General features: G+C 57.3%; 15 protein-coding genes. 8 read left to right on the forward strand and 7 right to left on the reverse strand.

Annotated features, from left to right (window positions below; genetic code table 11):
• The first annotated feature begins 193 nt into the window (after positions 1-193).
• The 3 genes from HY010_04285 to HY010_04295 are packed head-to-tail and all read left to right on the forward strand — an operon-like array spanning position 194 to position 2640.
• Positions 194-658 (forward strand): response regulator, encoded by a 465-nt coding sequence (locus HY010_04285; GenBank protein ID MBI3474925.1) that lies wholly within the window; start codon positions 194-196, stop codon positions 656-658.
• Positions 628-2217: a response regulator gene (locus tag HY010_04290; protein MBI3474926.1), complete on the forward strand. Its 1590-nt coding sequence runs from the start codon at positions 628-630 to the stop codon at positions 2215-2217. The genes HY010_04285 and HY010_04290 overlap by 31 nt, the downstream gene beginning before the upstream one ends.
• A gap of 21 nt (positions 2218-2238) precedes the next feature.
• A complete protein-coding gene (locus HY010_04295) occupies positions 2239-2640 on the forward strand; it encodes a response regulator transcription factor (GenBank protein MBI3474927.1) in 402 nt (133 codons plus the stop codon).
• Between the two features lie 21 nt (positions 2641-2661).
• Here the strand turns inward: HY010_04295 and HY010_04300 are convergent, their stop codons facing one another.
• Positions 2662-4284, reverse strand: coding sequence for a Na+/H+ antiporter (locus tag HY010_04300; GenBank protein MBI3474928.1), 1623 nt, complete (start codon positions 4282-4284; stop codon positions 2662-2664).
• Positions 4285-4442: 158 nt separating this feature from the next.
• Between HY010_04300 and HY010_04305 the strand changes: the two genes are divergently transcribed.
• The gene (locus HY010_04305) at positions 4443-5162 is read left to right on the forward strand and encodes a hypothetical protein (GenBank protein ID MBI3474929.1); all 720 of its coding nucleotides are present in this window, start codon (positions 4443-4445) and stop codon (positions 5160-5162) included.
• 84 nt (positions 5163-5246) lie between these two features.
• On the opposite strand, the gene HY010_04310 is transcribed toward HY010_04305, so the two are convergent.
• Complete coding sequence (locus tag HY010_04310) at positions 5247-6524, reverse strand: insulinase family protein (protein ID MBI3474930.1); 1278 nt, start codon at positions 6522-6524, stop codon at positions 5247-5249.
• A gap of 143 nt (positions 6525-6667) precedes the next feature.
• Here HY010_04310 and rlmN point away from each other — a divergent pair, with 143 nt between their 5' ends.
• Positions 6668-7804 carry a 23S rRNA (adenine(2503)-C(2))-methyltransferase RlmN gene (gene rlmN, locus HY010_04315; GenBank protein MBI3474931.1) on the forward strand — a complete coding sequence of 379 codons (1137 nt, stop codon included), beginning with the start codon at positions 6668-6670 and terminating at the stop codon, positions 7802-7804.
• 74 nt (positions 7805-7878) lie between these two features.
• On the opposite strand, the gene HY010_04320 is transcribed toward rlmN, so the two are convergent.
• Complete coding sequence (locus HY010_04320; GenBank protein MBI3474932.1) at positions 7879-9663, reverse strand: hypothetical protein; 1785 nt, start codon at positions 9661-9663, stop codon at positions 7879-7881.
• A 168-nt stretch (positions 9664-9831) separates the two neighbouring features.
• On the opposite strand from HY010_04320, the gene HY010_04325 reads away from it, so the two are divergent.
• The 3 genes from HY010_04325 (at position 9832) to HY010_04335 (ending at position 12685) form a co-directional block, all read left to right on the forward strand.
• Positions 9832-11643 carry a hypothetical protein gene (locus tag HY010_04325; protein MBI3474933.1) on the forward strand — a complete coding sequence of 604 codons (1812 nt, stop codon included), beginning with the start codon at positions 9832-9834 and terminating at the stop codon, positions 11641-11643.
• 2 nt (positions 11644-11645) lie between these two features.
• Positions 11646-12332, forward strand: coding sequence for a response regulator transcription factor (locus HY010_04330; protein ID MBI3474934.1), 687 nt, complete (start codon positions 11646-11648; stop codon positions 12330-12332).
• 161 nt (positions 12333-12493) lie between these two features.
• Entirely contained in the window at positions 12494-12685 is a 192-nt protein-coding gene (locus HY010_04335) for a Flp family type IVb pilin (protein ID MBI3474935.1), read from the forward strand.
• A gap of 202 nt (positions 12686-12887) precedes the next feature.
• Here HY010_04335 and HY010_04340 read toward each other — a convergent pair whose 3' ends face one another.
• The 4 genes from HY010_04340 to HY010_04355 form a co-directional block, all read right to left on the reverse strand.
• On the reverse strand, positions 12888-14810 hold the full coding sequence (locus tag HY010_04340) for a M48 family metalloprotease (protein MBI3474936.1): 1923 nt from the start codon (positions 14808-14810) through the stop codon (positions 12888-12890).
• Positions 14811-14842: 32 nt separating this feature from the next.
• Positions 14843-15889, reverse strand: a complete 1047-nt coding sequence (locus tag HY010_04345) for an energy transducer TonB (protein MBI3474937.1) — start codon at positions 15887-15889, stop codon at positions 14843-14845.
• 438 nt (positions 15890-16327) lie between these two features.
• A complete protein-coding gene (locus HY010_04350) occupies positions 16328-17296 on the reverse strand; it encodes an arginase family protein (protein ID MBI3474938.1) in 969 nt (322 codons plus the stop codon).
• Positions 17297-17464: 168 nt separating this feature from the next.
• Positions 17465-17761 (reverse strand): hypothetical protein, encoded by a 297-nt coding sequence (locus HY010_04355; protein MBI3474939.1) that lies wholly within the window; start codon positions 17759-17761, stop codon positions 17465-17467.
• Positions 17762-17823: the final 62 nt, after the last annotated feature.

Genomic DNA, 17823 nt, shown 5'->3' on the forward strand with positions numbered 1-17823 from the left:
ATTGGCCACAACGATGTGGCTTTTTCCTGTTGTACCCCTCTCCTTCTGAGCTTAAAGCTACGCACTTCATCGCCGATGAGGGTAGTCATGGGAGATGTGTCTCAGCAATCCATCCAATGATTGTGCGCAAGGGTGAAGCGGCGAGCCCTTAAGAAGTCTTATGACTATGTGTTAGGAACTCAAGAGGTAAGACATGAAGCAGGCGTCGGAAATACTGCTGGTCGATGACAACATGGCGGATATCTACCTGGCGAGCGAAGCGCTGCGGATGAATTCTGCGAGTTGCCACGTATCCAACGTAGGAGATGGTGAGGAAGCGCTTGCCTATCTGCGTCACGAAGGATGCCATGCTGACTCGGTGGCTCCGGACGTGGTGATCCTGGACTTGAGGTTGCCGAAGAAAAGCGGCGAGGCTGTTCTAGCGGAACTCCGGTCGGATCCGAAACTGCGGAAGATTCCGGTCGTAATTTTCAGTTCGTCGCGATCGAACCACGACATCGTACGGAGTTACGAACTCGGAGCCAACTGTTATCTGAGCAAGCCGGGCAATCTCAATGAATTCATTTCGACAGTGCAATTGATTGCGAAATTTTTCGGCGGTAACGACGCGGATTCGGAAGGAGAACGATGGAGCTACCAGAAGCGCACATACTGCTGATTGAAGACAATCCAGGAGATGCGGATCTGGTGCGCCTTCGGCTCACGGAGGGCCAGCCCAACCTCAGGGTGGAGTGCGTGCCAAGATTGTCGGATGCGCTGGAAAGCCTGAGTCACGGCACGCCGTCGCTCGTGCTGCTGGATCTCAATCTTCCGGACAGCCGGGGTGCGGAGACACTGCGGAAGATCCGGGAAAAATCGCCCGATGTTCCGGTCGTTGTCCTGTCTAGACAAGATGACGAGGGGATGGCTTCGAGGGCGCTGCATCAGGGCGTGCAGGACTACCTGGTGAAGGGCGACATCTCCGGCAAGCAATTGGAACGGGCCATGCGTCATGCCATGGAACGGCAGGCCCTGTTGCTCTCACTGGAAATTGCGAGCAAACAACAGCTCGCGTTCAAGAACCAGTTCCTGTCGCACGTATCGCATGAACTGCGCACACCCCTGACCTGTATCCACCAGTACGTCACGCTCCTGTTGGACGGCTTGGCGGGGCCGATGATTCCAGAGCAATCCGACCACTTAAAGACGGTTTTGAAAAGCGTGAACCAGTTGCACGCGATGATTCGCGATCTGCTGGAGGCGACGCGCGCCGAGAGCGGCTCTTTGCGAGTGGAGCCGCGATGCATATCGATCGACGCACTCATCCAGCAGGCAGTGGCCATGATGCGGCCGGCGGCACACGAGAGGCAGGTGGCACTCGAAATCGGCCCGGATGCTCATATCCCGCTGGTGTACGCCGACCCGGATCGTGTTCTCGAGATTCTGATCAATCTACTCGACAACGCCATCAAGTTCACCAGTGCGGAAGGAAAAGTGATCGTGCAGGCATGCGTGACCGAGAACGATGGTCAGTCGGTTTATGTCTCGGTCACCGATACAGGGCGGGGAATCAGTCCGGCGGCGCAAGCGTTGATTTTCGAACGGCTATATCAGGATCCGGATTCGATTGATTGCAATCGCAAGGGCCTGGGCCTTGGACTCTTTATCTGCAAGGAACTGGTGCGGCTTCACGACGGGCGGATCTGGGTTACGAGCGAGCCGGGGCAAGGCAGCAATTTCACTTTTACCCTGCCGCTGTACTCACTGGCCCGGTTGCTGGAGCCGGTGCTGGTGTACGAGGGCAATCTGCGAACAGGGTTGATGCTGGTGCGCATTGACCTGGCGCCGCTCACCGAACCGCCGCGCGGCGACTGGCGGGAAGCCTGGCAACAATGCCTGGAGACTCTGCGGCAATGCGTGTATATCGACAAGGATCTCGTTCTTCCGCCGATGGGAGAATCGGGAGCGGCCGAGACATTTTTTGTGGTTGCATCCACGGACATGGAACATGCAGGAATCATGACCATGCGCATTCGCAAGCAATTGGATCGGGTTGCCGATCTGAAATCCAGAGGCAAATTGACGATCACCACGGTTCCGGTGGAACGGGTGCTCGCCGATAGCGGCCAATCTGTGGAGAAGCAGGTTAGCGCGGTCGCGGAACGCGTCACGGAAATGATCATGCTGAGCATGGCTGGGAAGCATCGGCCGGGAAACGGCGTCAAACATTTCAACTAGAAAAACAAAGGAGAGAATGTGATGCGGAAACCGAAGGTTTTGATTGTGGACGATGATCCAGATCTACTCAAGGCGATGCGACTGCGCTTGCGTGCCAACAACTGCGAGGTCGTGACTTGCTCGGACGGGTATTCGGTGGTCGGTGCGGCCCAGAAAGAACATCCGGACGTGATCATTCTCGATCTGGGCTTGCCGGCCGGAGACGGATTCGTGGTCCTCGAGAGACTGCAATTAAGCGATTCGCTGTCTGGAATTCCCGTGATCGTGCTGACGGCGCGCGATCCTCAGGGCAACGAAGCGCGCGCACTCAAGGCTGGAGCGACGGCGTTTTTCCAGAAGCCGGTGGACAACGAGGAGCTGATGAACGTAATCCGCATCAGTCTGCCCCAGGAGGGCAACGCGCCAGCGCCGATGATGTCGTGAGAGAGGGATTTCGCCGAGTCGCTAGATGGCGCTCGTTGGGTTGGCTTCGCGCAGATCGAGTTCATACTCAAGCTGGCGCAAGGTCTCATCGTCGATGCGGCTTTGGTCGCGCAACCGGATGAGGGTCTGCCGTTCGACACGCAGCAGATCGCGAAGGATGCCGGTGTGGCGCTTGCGGTGGGCAGGCGAGAGAGCGTGTTCAGGATTCTCCTCTCCACTCACCACGGCCAGCTTATGCTGATAGTGTCCGGTGAGATCGTCATAGATCTCCCGGAACTCGCTATCATCATCTGCTCGTGTTTGTTCCAGGTGAGTGAGAGCGGACAGCAGCATCTCGCGTCGCGCTGACTCCTCCTCCTTGTCTCGTTCGTTCTTTCCACCGCCCCCGTCCCCGATCTTCAAGAGCCGCACCACAAATGGGAGCGTGAGTCCCTGCAGCACCAGGGTTACGAAAATGATGCTGAACGCAAGAAAGATAATCAGATCGCGTTGCGGAAACGGATTGCCGTTCTCCAGGGCTTCGGGAAGGGCAATGGCAGCGGCAAGAGAGATGACTCCCCGCATGCCCGTCCATCCGGTAACCAGCAGAGTTCGTAGAGAAGGGAACGCGACGTTCTGATGGAGAATTTTCCGGCGGATTCGATTGGCCAGAAATGCGCCGGGGAAAATCCAGACCAGGCGAAGCAGGATCACCAGGCTACTGAAGAGGGCGCCAAAGAGCAGCAGGGAACCGAGCCGGTAGTCACGAATCCCCGCTAACACGTGAGGCAGTTGCAGGCCAATGAGGACGAAGACCAAGCCATTCAGAATGAAGACGGAAGAATCCCAGAACCCCCAAATTTGCAATCGGACTTCAGGTGAGAAAAATTCCGAACTGCGACGGCTGAGATAGAGTCCGCAGGCGACGACGGCGAGCACGCCGGATGCATGGATTCTTTCGGCACCGAAATAGGCCGCATAGGGAACGAGGATGCTGATCGCAATTTCGATCGGGCCGTCGTCAATCCACCGCTCAACGCGGTCGACGATCCATCCGGTCAAAAGTCCAACGCCGAGTCCAGCGAATACCAGGAAGGCCATCCGCCCCAAGCCTTCAGAGATGGTGGGCGTCTGGCCACGGACGACCATGGCAATCCCGAATTCGAGCGCAAGCAGGCCGCTGGCGTCGTTGACCAGGCTCTCGCCTTCGAGGATGTCGACGATACGCTTGGGTAGACCGATGCGATTCGCGATGGCGGTGGCGGCAATGGCATCGGTGGGCGCGACGATCGCTCCGAGGACGAAGCCGAGCCTCCAGTCGAAGCCGGGAAACAACCAGTGGGCACAGGCGGAGACTCCCAGGACCGTGAATCCGACGAGCCCAAAAGCCAGCATGAGAATGCTGGCGAGATTGAACGAGAACTCCCGCCATGATGTGACCCAGGCTGCTGCGTACAGCAAGGGAGGCAGGACGACGAAAAACACGACGTCAGGGTTGAGAGTGATCTTCGGGACGTGAGGAACAAATCCCAATAAAGCTCCCGCAATCACGAGGACAATGGGATAAGGTGTCTTTAGCTTGCGGGCGAGCGCGCCAAAGGCCACGACGAACAGCAGCAACAACAGGAAAACGAGTTCGATGGTCTGTACATTGCTGCTCGGCATGGGTCCCGCAATCTCCGTACGGTGCGGCTTAGCCGCATAGAAAATTATAAGTGGTTACGGCCTCGGTACGGCCGCGAAGGCTGCGCTTTTTCGGACAGAACCGGGCATGGTTCATGCATCCTATCAAGCATTAGGACTACGCAACCAAGGTGAGCATCATGAAAAGAAGGTTATTGCTGGGGCTGGGCATTGCAATGCTGGCGCAATGGTGTGCCGCGCAGGCCGCTCCCACCACTTCGGACGCCGCAGCACAGGTTCAGAATACGAATTCATTACCGGCAGGGACCATCATTCCGATTGAACTGTCGAAATCGCTGGACACAAGGAAGGCGAAGGTTGGCGACAAGATCGAAGCCAAGCTGCCGGCAGATTTGTTGGCTCACGGGAAGATTGTGATTCCGCGCGAGACAAAGGTCTATGGCCACGTTACTGATGTGAAGGCGCACGGCAAGGAGTCTCCCGGATCGAAGGTCGCAATTGCGTTCGACACGATTGCGATGAAAAAAGGCAGTGAAGTACCCATCCAGGTCGTGGTTCAGGCAGTCGGTCGCCCGCTGCAGTTGGTGGATTCGCCGGCGCACATGAGTGAAGGAGCGGGGGTGTCCGCTGCAACAGCGTCGGTCGGGAGTGGAACGGGCGCGACTTCGCCGTCGCGGGCGCAGGAGCGTGTGGCTGCGATCCCGATCAATGGCGCAGCCGGGACAGAATCGGACACTCCTCCTCCCACAACCATGGCGCCACTTGGGCCTACGAGCAAGGGTATCGTAGGGATGAAAGGACTCGCGCTGGAAGTCTCAGGGCAGACATCCACGATCAGTTCGCAGACGGACAACGTGAAGCTAGAGAGCGGCACACAGATGAACTTGCGGGTGCAGTAAAGCGGAGGGCTGCAACTCATCCTTCGACGCGAGCTGAGCGAATGAAGGTCAACGCGGGCGGGGGCGCCCGCGCCACACTAGCCATCAGCAAACTAGTTGGTCGCGGGTTAGCTTCAGGCCATTCAGGTTGCCGAGAACGGTGACTGCGATCTGGTCAGTTTGGAAGAATTCTCTGGCGGTCTGCTGCAAGTCTTCGGCGGTGACGGCTTCAATGCGCTCGATCAGTTCGTCGAGGCCGTAAAAGCGGTCGAAATACATTTCCTGGCGCGCCAGGTTCGACATGCGCGCGGTGGACGATTCCAATGACAGCATCAAGCTGCCTTTGAGTTGATCTTTAGCGCGGCGCAATTCTTCGTCCGGAATCGGCGTGGATTTCAAGTTTCGAAATTCGGCGATTACGGATTCCACGACTTTAACTGCCGATTCGCGCGACGTGCCGGCGTATACGCCCATGCATCCTGTATCGCGATACGGATTGAGATCGCTGTAAATCGCGTAGGCAAGGCCTTGCCGTTCGCGGATGTTCTGAAACAGGCGCGAACTCATGCCGCCGCCGAGAAGAGTGTTCAGGACGTAGGACGCGTAACGCTTGTCATGCGCGATCGGATGCGAAGGGACGCCAATACAGATCTGGACCTGTTCAAGCGACTTCTTGTTGCGCATGTTGATCCGCGCAAAAGTCTTTGGCGGCGCCGAGTGCAATCCGTTAGTGACCGGCTTCATGTGCTCGAAATGTTTGGCGACCAGTTCGACAAAGTGCTTGTGATCGAGATTTCCGGCAGCAGAGACAATCAGATTGCCGGGAGCGAATCGGTCTCCGTAGTGTCGCGAAACAACGGGACGTTCGAAGCGCTTCACTGTGTCGCGCGTGCCCAGGATCGGCTTGCCCAGGGCGTGGTCCTTCCAGAAACTCTGCGTGAAGATTTCGTGCACAAGATAGTCGGGACTGTCTTCGTCCATCTTGATTTCTTCAAGGATCACGCCACGCTCGCGCGCAATGTCGTTGGCGTCGAATACGGGACGTAACACCAGGTCGCTCAGAACGTCGAGTGCGACGGGAACATGCTCATCGAGAATCTTGATGTTGAAGCAGATACATTCCTTGGCAGTGAAGGCGTCCATGTTGCCGCCGATGGAGTCGACCTGGCGAGCAATGGCTTCCGCCGACCGGTTCTCGGTGCCCTTGAACACCATGTGCTCAATGAAGTGCGAGATACCGTTCCATTCCGTGTCTTCATCGCGGGATCCGGATTTGAGCCAGATGCCGATCGAAACGGACCGCAGGTGCGACATCTGTTCCGTGATCACGGTCAAGCCGTTGGGCAACACGCGACGATGAATGTTGCGAGTTTCTTTTACCATTTCGATTGTCTATTTTCCCATACCCCGCGGAGTTGCGTTCGCGGGCAGTATTAGCCTTGTCGTTTGTTGGAGTTACGAGGTATTCCGGGTGCCGGTCGGCTAGTTTCTGCGACCTGCGCTAAACTCCAAAAGAGCGCATTCGTATGCAGACTTTGCAATCCAATTCGTTGCTCGGGCTTACGGTTCAGGAACTTACGGCGCTGGTCCTGGATTCGGGCCAGCCCGCCTATCGTGGCCAACAGCTATTTGATGCGGTGTATCGCCAGAGGATTGAGACCTTGGAACAGATTTCAACCTTGCCCCTGGACTACCGCGAGAGCCTTGGCGCGCAAGGCTGGCTGGTAGGGCTGCCGGCGATTTCGCAGAAATTTGTTTCGAGTGACGGAACGGTGCGCTACTTGATGGCCTTGTCGGACGGAGAAACGGTGGAGACCGTCTGGATGCCGGAGGGTGACGATGGCGAGATTGGCGACGGCAGTGAAGCGGGCGATGAGGGAGAAGCTCCGTCGGGCGCAGGGAACTCGTGGCGGCGAGCGACGATCTGCGTGTCGAGCCAGATGGGTTGTGCGGTCAATTGCCGGTTTTGTTTTACCGCGCTGCTGGGAGTGAAACGGAATCTTACGGCCGGAGAAATTGTCGGGCAGATTGCTGCCGTATTGCGAGATCAGGGAGTGCAGCCGCCGATGCAGCGCGTGAATATCGTGTTCATGGGGATGGGTGAGCCATTTCTAAATTACGACAATTTCATGAAGGCGGTTGGGCTGCTGGTTGAGGGCGTCGGGATTCCGGAAGGACGTATGACGGTTTCGACCGCAGGCATTGTTCCCCGTATTCATGATTTCGGACGGGAGGCGGTTCGTCCAAAGCTGGCGATTTCGTTGAACGCTTCGAATGACGCACTGCGCAGTGAAGTGATGCCTCTGAACCGGAAATGGAATCTGCGGGAGTTGATCGACGCTGCGCGAGCGTTTCCACTGCGACCGCGGGAACGTCTGACGTTTGAGTATGTTCTGTTGGACGGCGTCAACGACGCGCCGGAGAATGCTCGTGAACTGACGGAACTGGTGCGCGGACTTCGCGCAAAGATCAATCTGATTGCGCTTAACTCCGGAGTTGAATTGTCGTATCGGACGCCCAGCCAACAACGGGTTGAGGAGTTCCAGCGAATCGTGATGGCGGCGGGCATTCCTGCATTCGTGCGCAGGCCCCGGGGACGCGATATTTTTGCAGCTTGCGGACAACTGAAGAGAACGGAAATAAAGTTAGAGGTGAGAGGTTAGATTGCAGAGGTGAAATGCAATACCTCGACGAATGGTTCGCACCTCTGCAATCTGACCTCTCACCTCTGACCTGATTACGATCCGGCGACGGCGCGTTGGGGTGCATTTGCGGCGTGGTTTTGTCCAGCCGGTCTTGCAGCGACGGGGAGTTCGACACGGAACGCTTTGTATCCTTCGGGCGCTGGTTGTACAAGGATGTGTCCGCCGTGTTCTGCCACAATTCGCGAACAGGCGCCGAGTGAGAGTGTCGGGCGCGTCACGCCTCTTTCCAGATTCTCCAAAGGCTCGTAAGGGATCGCGGCTGCAGACGCGTCCGCAGTGAACGTGATGCTGACCCACGGGCCATCCTCCTGAGTCTGGATGCGAAGACTGGAAGAAGGCTCTGCCTGTGCCCGGACGCCGATTTGTCCCGCAAGGTGCAGGAATACGTGCAGGAGCTGGTTCGAGTCAGCCAACACGGGCGGGAGAGCTTCTCCCAAGTCGGCATTGAAATCCTTTGGCTCCAGCTCAATTTGTGGCGCCAGTAGCCGAATCGCCGTTTGCAGGATCGAATTCACGTCGACCGCAGCCAGCTTGGCAGGAGCCTGCCGAACGAATGTCAGCAGGCTTGCCACCAGCGTTCGCGTACGGCGAACTTGCGCCGCAACGCGATCGGCCACGCCTTTTTCCAAAGCCGGCAACTCGGACGCGCTCAAGAGGTCGGAGTATCCCAACATCGCAGTAAGCGGGTTGTTGATTTCGTGAGCGGCGCCGCCGACCAATTGCCCAAGGGAAGCAAGTTTCTCCGACTGGATCAGTTGATTCTGCAATGCCTTTAGATTTTCGAACGACTCGCGTGATTGTTCCAGGAGATGAGTGAGTTCCTTGCCCAACAGATTCTGCCGCAGGAAAAGGAGCGTCCCCATCACGATCATGGCAAGCAGGCTCAAGATGCTGCGGAAGTTCTTGACCGATACCGGAGTGACGCTTTCGAGCTGTGCATACAGGGCAAAAAAGGGAAGACTAAAAAGCGCGAGCATGCCGAGTCGAGTGATCCACACCCCCATCATGGTTTGGAATTTCTTCGATTCCGCTAGCTTGAAGCGAGGCGCAAACTTTCCAATCACCGCGAGCCATGCGATCGAACTGGTCCACGGGATGTCGTAGATGCTGCCGCTGTAATACGTCTGATGGGCAATCGCGTAGTTGGCGACATAGGAACTGAATGCGTAGAGCGCAGTCGCGCCCAGCAGTTGCGCGTAGAGCAACCGCCAGCCTCCCTGCGCATGATAGGTCGCCATGAGAAGCGCGGACATCAGGACCAGCACCTCCACGAGGTAGGTTGCGCTGAAGTTGTTGCTGTAGGCGGTCTCGTCGATATGTACGGTCTGCCACGGGATCACGGAATACACATAAAGGAAAACCCACCAGATCAGTAGCAGGGCAAAATCCAGGGTCCGTATGCGGGCGTCGCGTTCATCCTCCTCAAGATGAGGGAGCAACGCGAGTCCCGCCATCATGGGGACCAGGTGCAGGAAGAGAACCACGTCGCCGCCGAACGGGTTGGGGACTTCCTGATGCCGGAAGACCTCGAAGTAGTTCCACATGCACTGGTAAGCAAGCCAGAAGAGCATCCCGCTGAACATCAGGATCCAGAAGGCTCGGGTTCGGCGGCTGGAAGTGTGGCTGGCAAACGTGTTCGGCAGAAAAGCGCCCGTGGCCAGCAGCAGCAGAGCGCCTTGAATCCAGTCGCTGGCCAGGGTGAGCCCAACGCCGCGAGGAATGAGGAGCGAAGCCGCCGCTTGGGCGAGGACGAGCGACGTCAGCAGGAGGATCCAAAATTTGTCGCGCGCCCGCAAGCAGAGTACTCCGGCCTCCATTCTAGAACTCAATCGGAGAGAACAGGGATTACTAGGGTAATGCGGACCTCAGCGGTGCGAGGTCAGATTCCAGGGGGAAGTCCGAAAACGATCGGGCAGGGTGGAGTTCCTTGGAGATTGATCTTAGAATTAGGCACGCCGAAATTGTCAGCGGCAAAGAGGGTTCAGGTGGGCTTTTCGATTCCCAGATATCGAGATTTGTGGCGCTTCCGCGCCCCACTCACTTCGGGTGAGATCCGGCGTACCGAACGGTGGCTCGCTACGGCACGCGTCGCCCTGACAATCGCCACCCTGATCACACTCTGGATGGAACCGGCTCGAGGGGTGGTCTATTCACTCTGGTTGTACTGGTTGCTGATCGTTTACCTCGTGCACGCGGTGGTAGTGATGTTGCTGGTGCGCTTCCGCAACCGGTCCACGCGCGCATTTCGACTGGTTGTCCACGGCGCTGACATCCTTTGGCCGGTTCTGATTTCATTGTTTACGACCTCGGAAAGGGGTCCGTTCTTTCTGTTCTTTGTGTTCGTGATGGCCGCCGCTGCCTATCGCTGGGGCCTGTGGGAGACGGTCGGCACATCCGTGATTGCCGTTGTCCTTTTGTGGCTTGAAGGATGGGCGGTCAACGCCGGCCTGGAACAGGCGGCTGATGCCTGGTTGCGGGTCGCGCATTTGCCGCGGCTGGCCCTCGGAGTAAAGCACATTGATCCGCAACAGCTTTTCATGTCGTCGGTCTACCTGATGGTGCTCGGGTTGTTGCTTGGGTACATGTCGGAAAACGAGAAGAAGCTGCGTGCCGAGCGCGTGGTGATTACACGCGTTCTCAGTTCCGCTCGCGTGGAAGCCGGACTGACGAACACGATGCAGGAGATTCTGGGGGAAGTATTGAGCCTGTATGCGGCACGCAGGGTCTTGAGCGCCTCGCAGGAATCCAACAGTTATCGCGTGTTCCTGGCGGACGTGCATCGTACTTCAGAAGGTACACCGATGCTGCGCTGGCACGACGCGTTACCACATACTGAAGCAGCATATTTGTTCGATTCGGCAGCCGATGGGATCTATGCGCGGCGTAACGGGAAAAGCTTCGACGCAGTGCTGCTGGATGCGGGTGGGCAGCGTCTGCGCGACGTGGATACGGCTTTCCTGGAAGGCCTGATGCGCACGGAAACATTCCAGTCGGTGGCCTCTGTGGCATTCGGATTCGGGAAGGAGTGGTCGGGGCGAGTATTCATTTTCGATCCCCAGCGGATCGGGGACCCCGAGGAAGAGCTCCGCTTCCTGCAGGAATTCTCACACCAGGTTGGTCCGGCAATCTACAACGTTTACCTGATGCGGCGCTTACGGGAACGAGCCGGAGCGGTGGAGCGGGCGAAGTTCGCGCGCGAATTGCATGATGGAGCGATTCAGTCGTTGATCGCGGTCGAAATGCAACTCGATGTGGTGCGGCGCCAGTCCGGACATGCGCCCGTAGTGATGAGCGAACTTTCGCGTATCCAAAAGCTGCTCCGCGAAGAAGTTCTCAAACTGCGCGAACTGATGCAGACCATGAAGTCGTTCGAGGTGGATGCGGAGCGGCTCCCGGGTTTTGTGGCGGATACGGTGGAGCGCTTCCGCCGCGAAACGGGAATCTCGGCAGAGTTTGTGAGCGAGGTCGGGACGGTGGACTTGCCGCAGAAAGTTTGTCGCGAACTCGCCCGGATTGTGCAGGAGAGCCTGGTCAATGTCCGCAAGCATAGCGGCGCTAGGAACGTCCTGGTGCGGCTGGCCAATCGTGCGGGCAACCTGCAACTTACCGTAGAGGACGATGGACGCGGTTTTTCATTCTCCGGCAGACAGTCCGAGGCCGAGTTGGCGGTGACCGGGAAGGGGCCGGCGGTGATTCGTGAACGAGTGCGCTTGCTTGCAGGCGAACTCACGATAGAATCGAATCCGGGACATGGTGCACGGGTAGAAGTTAGAATTCCGACGAGCGCGAAAAACTAATCATGGACAGACAAGGCCGTTCCATCCGTATCGTGATCGCCGACGATCATCCAATTTTCCGTGACGGTCTGCGCCGCCTGCTGGAGACTGAGTCGGACATGAAAGTGGTCGGCGAAGGCTCCGACGGCCGCGAAGCGGTGAAACTCGCAACCGAGATCAAGCCGGACATTCTGCTCCTCGATCTGGCCATGCCGCACCACACCGGTCTGGATGCGCTGCGTGATCTGAGTACGAATACCGGGGCGGGTGCGGTCCGGATCATCCTGTTGACCGCGGCGGCCGAAAAAAAACAGATTGTCGAGGCTTTACAGCTGGGCGCACGCGGCGTGGTGTTGAAGGACTCCGCTACTCAGTTGCTCTTGAAGGCCATCCACGCTGTGATGTCGGGAGAATATTGGGTTGGGCGCGACAGCGTCTCAAACCTGGTGCAATACCTTCGCAACCTGATGCAGAGTTCCAGCGAGGAATCCAAGCAAAAGAAATTTGGCCTGACGCCACGCGAGTTAGAAATCGTCTCGGCCGTGGTCGCGGGATACGCGAACAAGGAAATCGCGGAATATTTCAAAATTAGCGAAGATACGGTCAAACACCATCTCAGTAACATCTTCGATAAACTAGGGGTATCGACCCGTCTGGAACTCGCGTTGTTTGCCGTGAACCAGGGCCTTCCGCTGAAAACCATCGTCTAATCAAGCACTTAAGAGAACCTTCGTTCGGAAGGTAACCGATGACTGGCACCATAGTGCTACACAGTGTCACTACTGTGCTATTGGGTAGTTGGCTTCCCCTTCGATAGGCTTACAAGAGTCGACACCGGAACTATGTGTATTTGGGGATCGAGTGTCTCCGAGTGTCACTCAAACTGGGGGTCAAAGTGATCGCAACCTTACGTCAGCTTTGGAATGACAATCAGGGACAGGACGTCGCGGAATACGCCGTGATGCTGGCCGTGATTCTTGTCATCGTGATTGGAACGGTTCGCCTGATCGGTGGGAACGCGAATAACGTATTCTCGCAAGTCTCGAGCTCAATGTCGCAATAGCGGCGCTCAACGTCCCCTTCCGCTTCCGTGTGAACGCGCGTCCCCCCTTGAACCGGCTCCCCGCCATTTTTCTGGTCATTCTCCCACGATAGGGATAGTGTCGCCTGTCCCGTTGGCGCAATTTTCCATCACAAACAGATGGGTTCAGAGTGAAGGTAGAGACGCGGCTTCCTTGCGTCTCTACCCATCTTTGGATGGTTCTCTATTGGGCCGAAGGTGCAGCAGTAGGCGAAGCTGTCTTGTCAGGTTCGGGAGTCTTCTCGGGAGCGGGAGTCGTCGCAGGGCCCGAAGTAGGAGCCGCATTGGCTGGCGCCGTTGCCGGAGCAGACGCCGGAGTAGCAGGGGCTGAAACCGGATCCGAAGCCGCCGGTGCTGCGCTGGGTGCTGACGCCGGAGCAGTTGCGGGCACTGTCACGGGCGCTGCAGCAGGTGTCGAAACGGGCGGCGTGCTTCCCAATCTTGCAAGGAACGGGAAAAATGGCGTGACTTCAAACGGCATTTTCTCCGCTGGCGAGTTCAGAGCCACGGGTTTCGTCTTGATCAATTCCAGTCGATCGGTCCACGGGTCAACTTTGACGCGGCCACCGAGTGGCAGGGCTGCGATTTGATCCGTCTTCTTGGGATCAAAATTCGGAGACGCTGTCATCAACGGAGACATACGGATCGCGTCGCCATTCAAAAGGCTATCGCCCAGGTGCGGACGGATCAGGCTCTTCAATTGCGGAGCACGGGCCTGCACTGCTTTCAGGAATAGTCCCGGCGTCGCCATCTTGTCTTTGTAGGGAGAGTTGTTGATCAACTCGAGGGCCTTCTTGTCGGCGGCTTCTTCTTCACTCTTGATGCGGCCGAAATCCATGCGCTCGAAGGTGCGCTCATCCGGAAAGAACATTCGATCGTTGAAAGCGAGCTTGGTGTCGAGCTTATGTCCGAGCACGATATGCGCGAGTTCGTGGGTCAGAACCATCGCCAGGGACGCTTCATCGGGCAGAACGTCGACCATGCCGCGGCTCATTACGATGGTGTGCCCAATCGTGAACGACTCCAAGGGAGTGGTCAGCAGGACGCGGCAGTGGATCTCCGGCTGAATGTCGAGATTGTTGGTGATCATCACGTTGTTGACCACCGTCTGCAGCACTTTGTCGATTTCACCTTCGGGAGCAAGTAATCCAATTTGCTGCAGGCGATCGACGACGTTGATTTCAGCCTGGCGCTCCCAGGCGCGTTGCGCTTCGATCGGCGTTGCGTCCTGCGACTTCTGGCTCTGGTCCTGAACAGGATTCGGAGCGTCGACCGTGATGTCGGTGAACTCCGAGCTGCGCTTGAAGTCCTTCAGGTTGTAGCCCCAGAGGCGAGTCTGTGCCTTGTAGTGAATGGTCTGGCCGATGCGGTACTTGAGGTCGGATTCTTCGGAGTAGACGAACGAAGGCAGCCACACGCCCGGCCGCATGTTCATCCGCCAGCTGTCGAAGTGCAAGTAGTAGCTGGAACGCGGATGCGGATAGTACGTGCCGTTGAAGCGGACGATGTTGTAGTCCTGCTCTTCGACCCAGATGCGGCCGAGGAATCGGCCTTTGCCGGCATCCTTTTTGGGCGCAACGTCGAGAACGATGCAACGAATCTCACCGAGAAACTCGCGGCGTACGAAGGTGAAGTCGTAGAACTTGCGCTGAAAATCATCGTCCAGGACAACCATCTGCGCGAAACCCAGCGGCAGGAATTTCATGGTGTAGACGTTGCTCAGTTTGCTGAGCATGCGCTTGCCGAGTCCGCCGGTGGTCGGCGAGGTAAAGGTGCGATCATCGGCGCCATTGGTCATATCCAGGCGGCCGAGGAAATAGAGGTCGCTCGCGGGCACGACCGTGCCTGAATCCTTGTCGTCCTTGAGATTCTGGAGATAGGTCTCGACCAGGGGATGCAGGTTCTTCATCTGGGCCATGAAGAAATGTTCGCGTTCCACGGCTCGATCGATAACCTGGTCAAAACTGGCGGCAGCGGCGGCAGCTTGCTGCGTGGCCGCATCGCGGGTGGTGGAGAGTTGTGGTTCAGTCGCCGATGGTGTTTGAGCAAGCAGGGTTGCGGCGAACACACAGACGAGGGAGAGTACCGCAAAAAAGGGTCGCAACATATTCAATTGTTTATTTTACCTAGTATTTCTATCTAGGATGCAAGCTGGAACACGATATGGAGGACAGCCTGAAAATCGGAAGGTTGTCCATCCTTCAGAGCCGGCTTGAACTGGATCTTTTGCGCGGCTTGAATGGCCGATTCATCCAGTCCATGACCTAGACCTTGTACGACTCGCTGGACGTGAATCTGACCGGTCGCAGTAAACACTACTTCCAGCAGAACCTCACCTTCAACTTTGAGCCGTTTTCCTTCTTCAGTGTAAACCGGACGAGGCTTGAATGTGATCTCTGCAGGAATCGTTTTCGCCATTGCCTCGGGAGTTTTTGTTCTTGCCGCCGCGGGCGAGACAACGTCGGTATCGCCAAATCCACCTTGCCGGACTGTCCCGCGAGTAGCGGACACGCGTCCTGAGTTGTCGCCGGTGGCGACGCCGTTGCCAAAGCCGGCACTGGCGACCACGCCGCGCACGCCTTTGGATCCACCCGTTCCATTGCCTTGGCCGGGACCTGCAGGCATGTCAAACGAACCAAGCCGGGCGATCGTCACAGCATGGCCGGGATTGTCGCGGGCAGGAACTCCGTTGGGATCGCCGAGTCCACCGGTCTGCACTTTGGCAGGTGCGGCGGCCAGGGTCGGAGTCGCCGAACTTCCGGTCGAGAATACATTCGTCCGGACCAGTTGTTTCGGGATTGCAGGCTTGATATCCGGAATGGGATCAATTTTGGCAGCCAATTCCACTTTTGGAGCTTGCACTTCAGGGACGACTTTCTTCGGAATCTGCAATTCTTTGGGCACACGCAGTGCTTCCGGCCGTGGCACCACCACTTCAGCAACCTTCGGAGTTGGGAAAGTCCGCATGGGTGCCGGCTTTTGCGGGACCGGTGGCGGAGTATTCACCAGGCTGACGAAGTGATAGTCGCGCGCAGGTATCTCCAGCAGGTCAGGATTCATGACCGCCGCTACCAAAGCAAATATGACCAGCACTGATTGCACGCCGTAGCTGAAAACAAATTTCTGCCAGCGGGCGCGAGGATCAGGGAGAATACCAAGGGTCAATTCCAAAGGCTGGGAATTCATAATTCATTACCTCAACGGCTACGAAAAATCAGCCGTACGTCAAAGGGTCATCTAATCTGACGGATACGGCCGCCAGATGCCTTTCCGGACAATTTCCACCTAACTCGGAGACGGGTCGCGAGAAGCAACTACGACATCTGAATGTGCACGCCGAAGGCCACTTCCGACCGCTGCTCCTAGGGGTAAGATGCTGGTAAGCAGCGACTTATCTTGGGTATTCGCTATCGTAGCAGACCGGAAGGGCATGCTTGCAAAGTTTTTCCTACCTCGCGAGGGAAATTTTGGGGAGGAATTTGGAAGAAATTGCCGGACCCCTCCGCCTGTAGAGACGAGGCTTGCCTCGTCTCCCTCGCCCTCAATAATGGCGTTGCCCAGCGGAGACGCGGCAAGCTGCGTCTCTACGGCGCGTCTCTTGATAACGCGTTTGTCTCCGCGCCTTCAGTGGAAGGCTGCGCCGAGGGTATCGACCAATAGCCGGATCGCGGTTTGGGCGGTGCGACCGCTGGTATCGCGGAGCGGATTCACTTCCATGATATCCATGCCGATCAATTTGCCTTTGGCGGGAATGCCGGTGAGCAAATCGTCGATTTCCGCGAAGCTGAGGCCGCCCGGCTCGAGCGTGCCGGTTCCGGGAGCGAGCGTCGGGTCCATGGAGTCCACGTCAAATGAGATATAGATATTTTCGCTGGGCGGAATCTGCGCAAGCACCCAGGCGACGCCGCGACGGTGGAGTTCTTCGGCGGTGATGATCTGCGTGTGAATCTTGCGCGCGTTGCCGACCGCTTCCTGATCGTTTGCCAGACCGCGCATGCCGATTTGTACAATTCTTTTGACGTTCGGTAATTGCGCGGCGCGCAACACCCACGAAGCGTGATCAAGGTTGCCGGGTGCACCGCTCCAGGTATCGAGATGCGCGTCGATGTGGATGAGCGTGATCGGTTCGTCATGGGCGCGGAGCGACGGAAACGTAATGCTGTGATCGCCTCCGATGAGGATGGGAAACGCTTTGTGGGCGAGAATCTTTTTCACCGCTGCCGTGACTTTGTCGTTGGTCTGGGCCGGGACGGTTGGCCAGATCTCAATGTCTCCGACGTCGGCCCAGCGCTTGCCTTTGAGCACCGTGCGGTCGCCATCGATGTAGTAAAAGCCCTCGGTCAGATCGTGGTTATATTCCTGCGAAGACTCGCGCATCTCGCGTGGTCCGTAGCGTTCGCCGGGCTGTCCCCATGTGCCCTCATCGAAGGGAACGCCGAGCACGGCAAAATCAGCATCGAGTTTGTCGAGATTGGTGACGTAGGGCGCGCCGAGAAAAGTGCGGACGCCGACGAAGGTAGGGACCGCTTGGGCGGCGAGCAGGGAAGTGATGAACAGCAGGACGAAAGCAATCAGAAAAGCTTGACGGGTCATGGCGGGCAGAATCGTAGCACGGGTGGCAGGAAAGAGAGCCCGCAAAGATCAAATCAGATTTCTGTCATCCCGAGCGAAGCGAGATATCTGCTGTGTTCTGTGCCGCTGCAGGAACTGCAGATCCCTCGCTTCGCTCGGGATGACAGTTTCTTTCGGCGAGAGGAGGGGCTACTCGACTTCTTCCTCTTCTTCCTCAATCTTGATCCGTAGCGATTTCAGGAATTTCAAATCCTGATCGCTGACCTTCAATTCGGGATTCGTGCTGAGGGTGGAAACGAGAGAAGTCTTGTCGGTGCCGGGCACGCCTTGTTTGCTCACTCCGATGGTGGCTTCGAGGACGAGAAAAATGTCGTAGCCGCCTTCTTTGATTCGCGCGACGACTTCGGCGATTTGCTCGGAGTCGGCCAGGGATTCATTGATGGCTTCACCTAGTTCCTTCATCAGTTGCTTGAGTTGCGGGTCCACGAATCCCCCTCGAGATAGGGCCACGGCAGGCGTCCCAGATCACAGGACGCTGTGATTTCCCC

It is taken from the genome of Acidobacteriota bacterium, assembly GCA_016196065.1.
Classification (GTDB): domain Bacteria; phylum Acidobacteriota; class Terriglobia; order Terriglobales; family Acidobacteriaceae; genus Acidiflorens.

Excerpts from the sequence above, each read along its gene's own strand:
- HY010_04305 (MBI3474929.1), top strand. The coding sequence starts at position 4,443 with ATGAAAAGAAGGTTATTGCTGGGGCTGGGCATTGCAATGCTGGCGCAA.
- HY010_04290 (MBI3474926.1), top strand. The coding sequence starts at position 628 with ATGGAGCTACCAGAAGCGCACATACTGCTGATTGAAGACAATCCAGGA.
- rlmN (MBI3474931.1), top strand. The coding sequence starts at position 6,668 with ATGCAGACTTTGCAATCCAATTCGTTGCTCGGGCTTACGGTTCAGGAA.
- HY010_04285 (MBI3474925.1), top strand. The coding sequence starts at position 194 with ATGAAGCAGGCGTCGGAAATACTGCTGGTCGATGACAACATGGCGGAT.
- HY010_04295 (MBI3474927.1), top strand. The coding sequence starts at position 2,239 with ATGCGGAAACCGAAGGTTTTGATTGTGGACGATGATCCAGATCTACTC.
- HY010_04300 (MBI3474928.1), bottom strand. The coding sequence starts at position 4,284 with ATGCCGAGCAGCAATGTACAGACCATCGAACTCGTTTTCCTGTTGTTG.
- HY010_04310 (MBI3474930.1), bottom strand. The coding sequence starts at position 6,524 with ATGGTAAAAGAAACTCGCAACATTCATCGTCGCGTGTTGCCCAACGGC.
- HY010_04340 (MBI3474936.1), bottom strand. The coding sequence starts at position 14,810 with ATGTTGCGACCCTTTTTTGCGGTACTCTCCCTCGTCTGTGTGTTCGCC.
- HY010_04320 (MBI3474932.1), bottom strand. The coding sequence starts at position 9,663 with ATGGAGGCCGGAGTACTCTGCTTGCGGGCGCGCGACAAATTTTGGATC.
- HY010_04345 (MBI3474937.1), bottom strand. The coding sequence starts at position 15,889 with ATGAATTCCCAGCCTTTGGAATTGACCCTTGGTATTCTCCCTGATCCT.
- HY010_04350 (MBI3474938.1), bottom strand. The coding sequence starts at position 17,296 with ATGACCCGTCAAGCTTTTCTGATTGCTTTCGTCCTGCTGTTCATCACT.
- HY010_04330 (MBI3474934.1), top strand. The coding sequence starts at position 11,646 with ATGGACAGACAAGGCCGTTCCATCCGTATCGTGATCGCCGACGATCAT.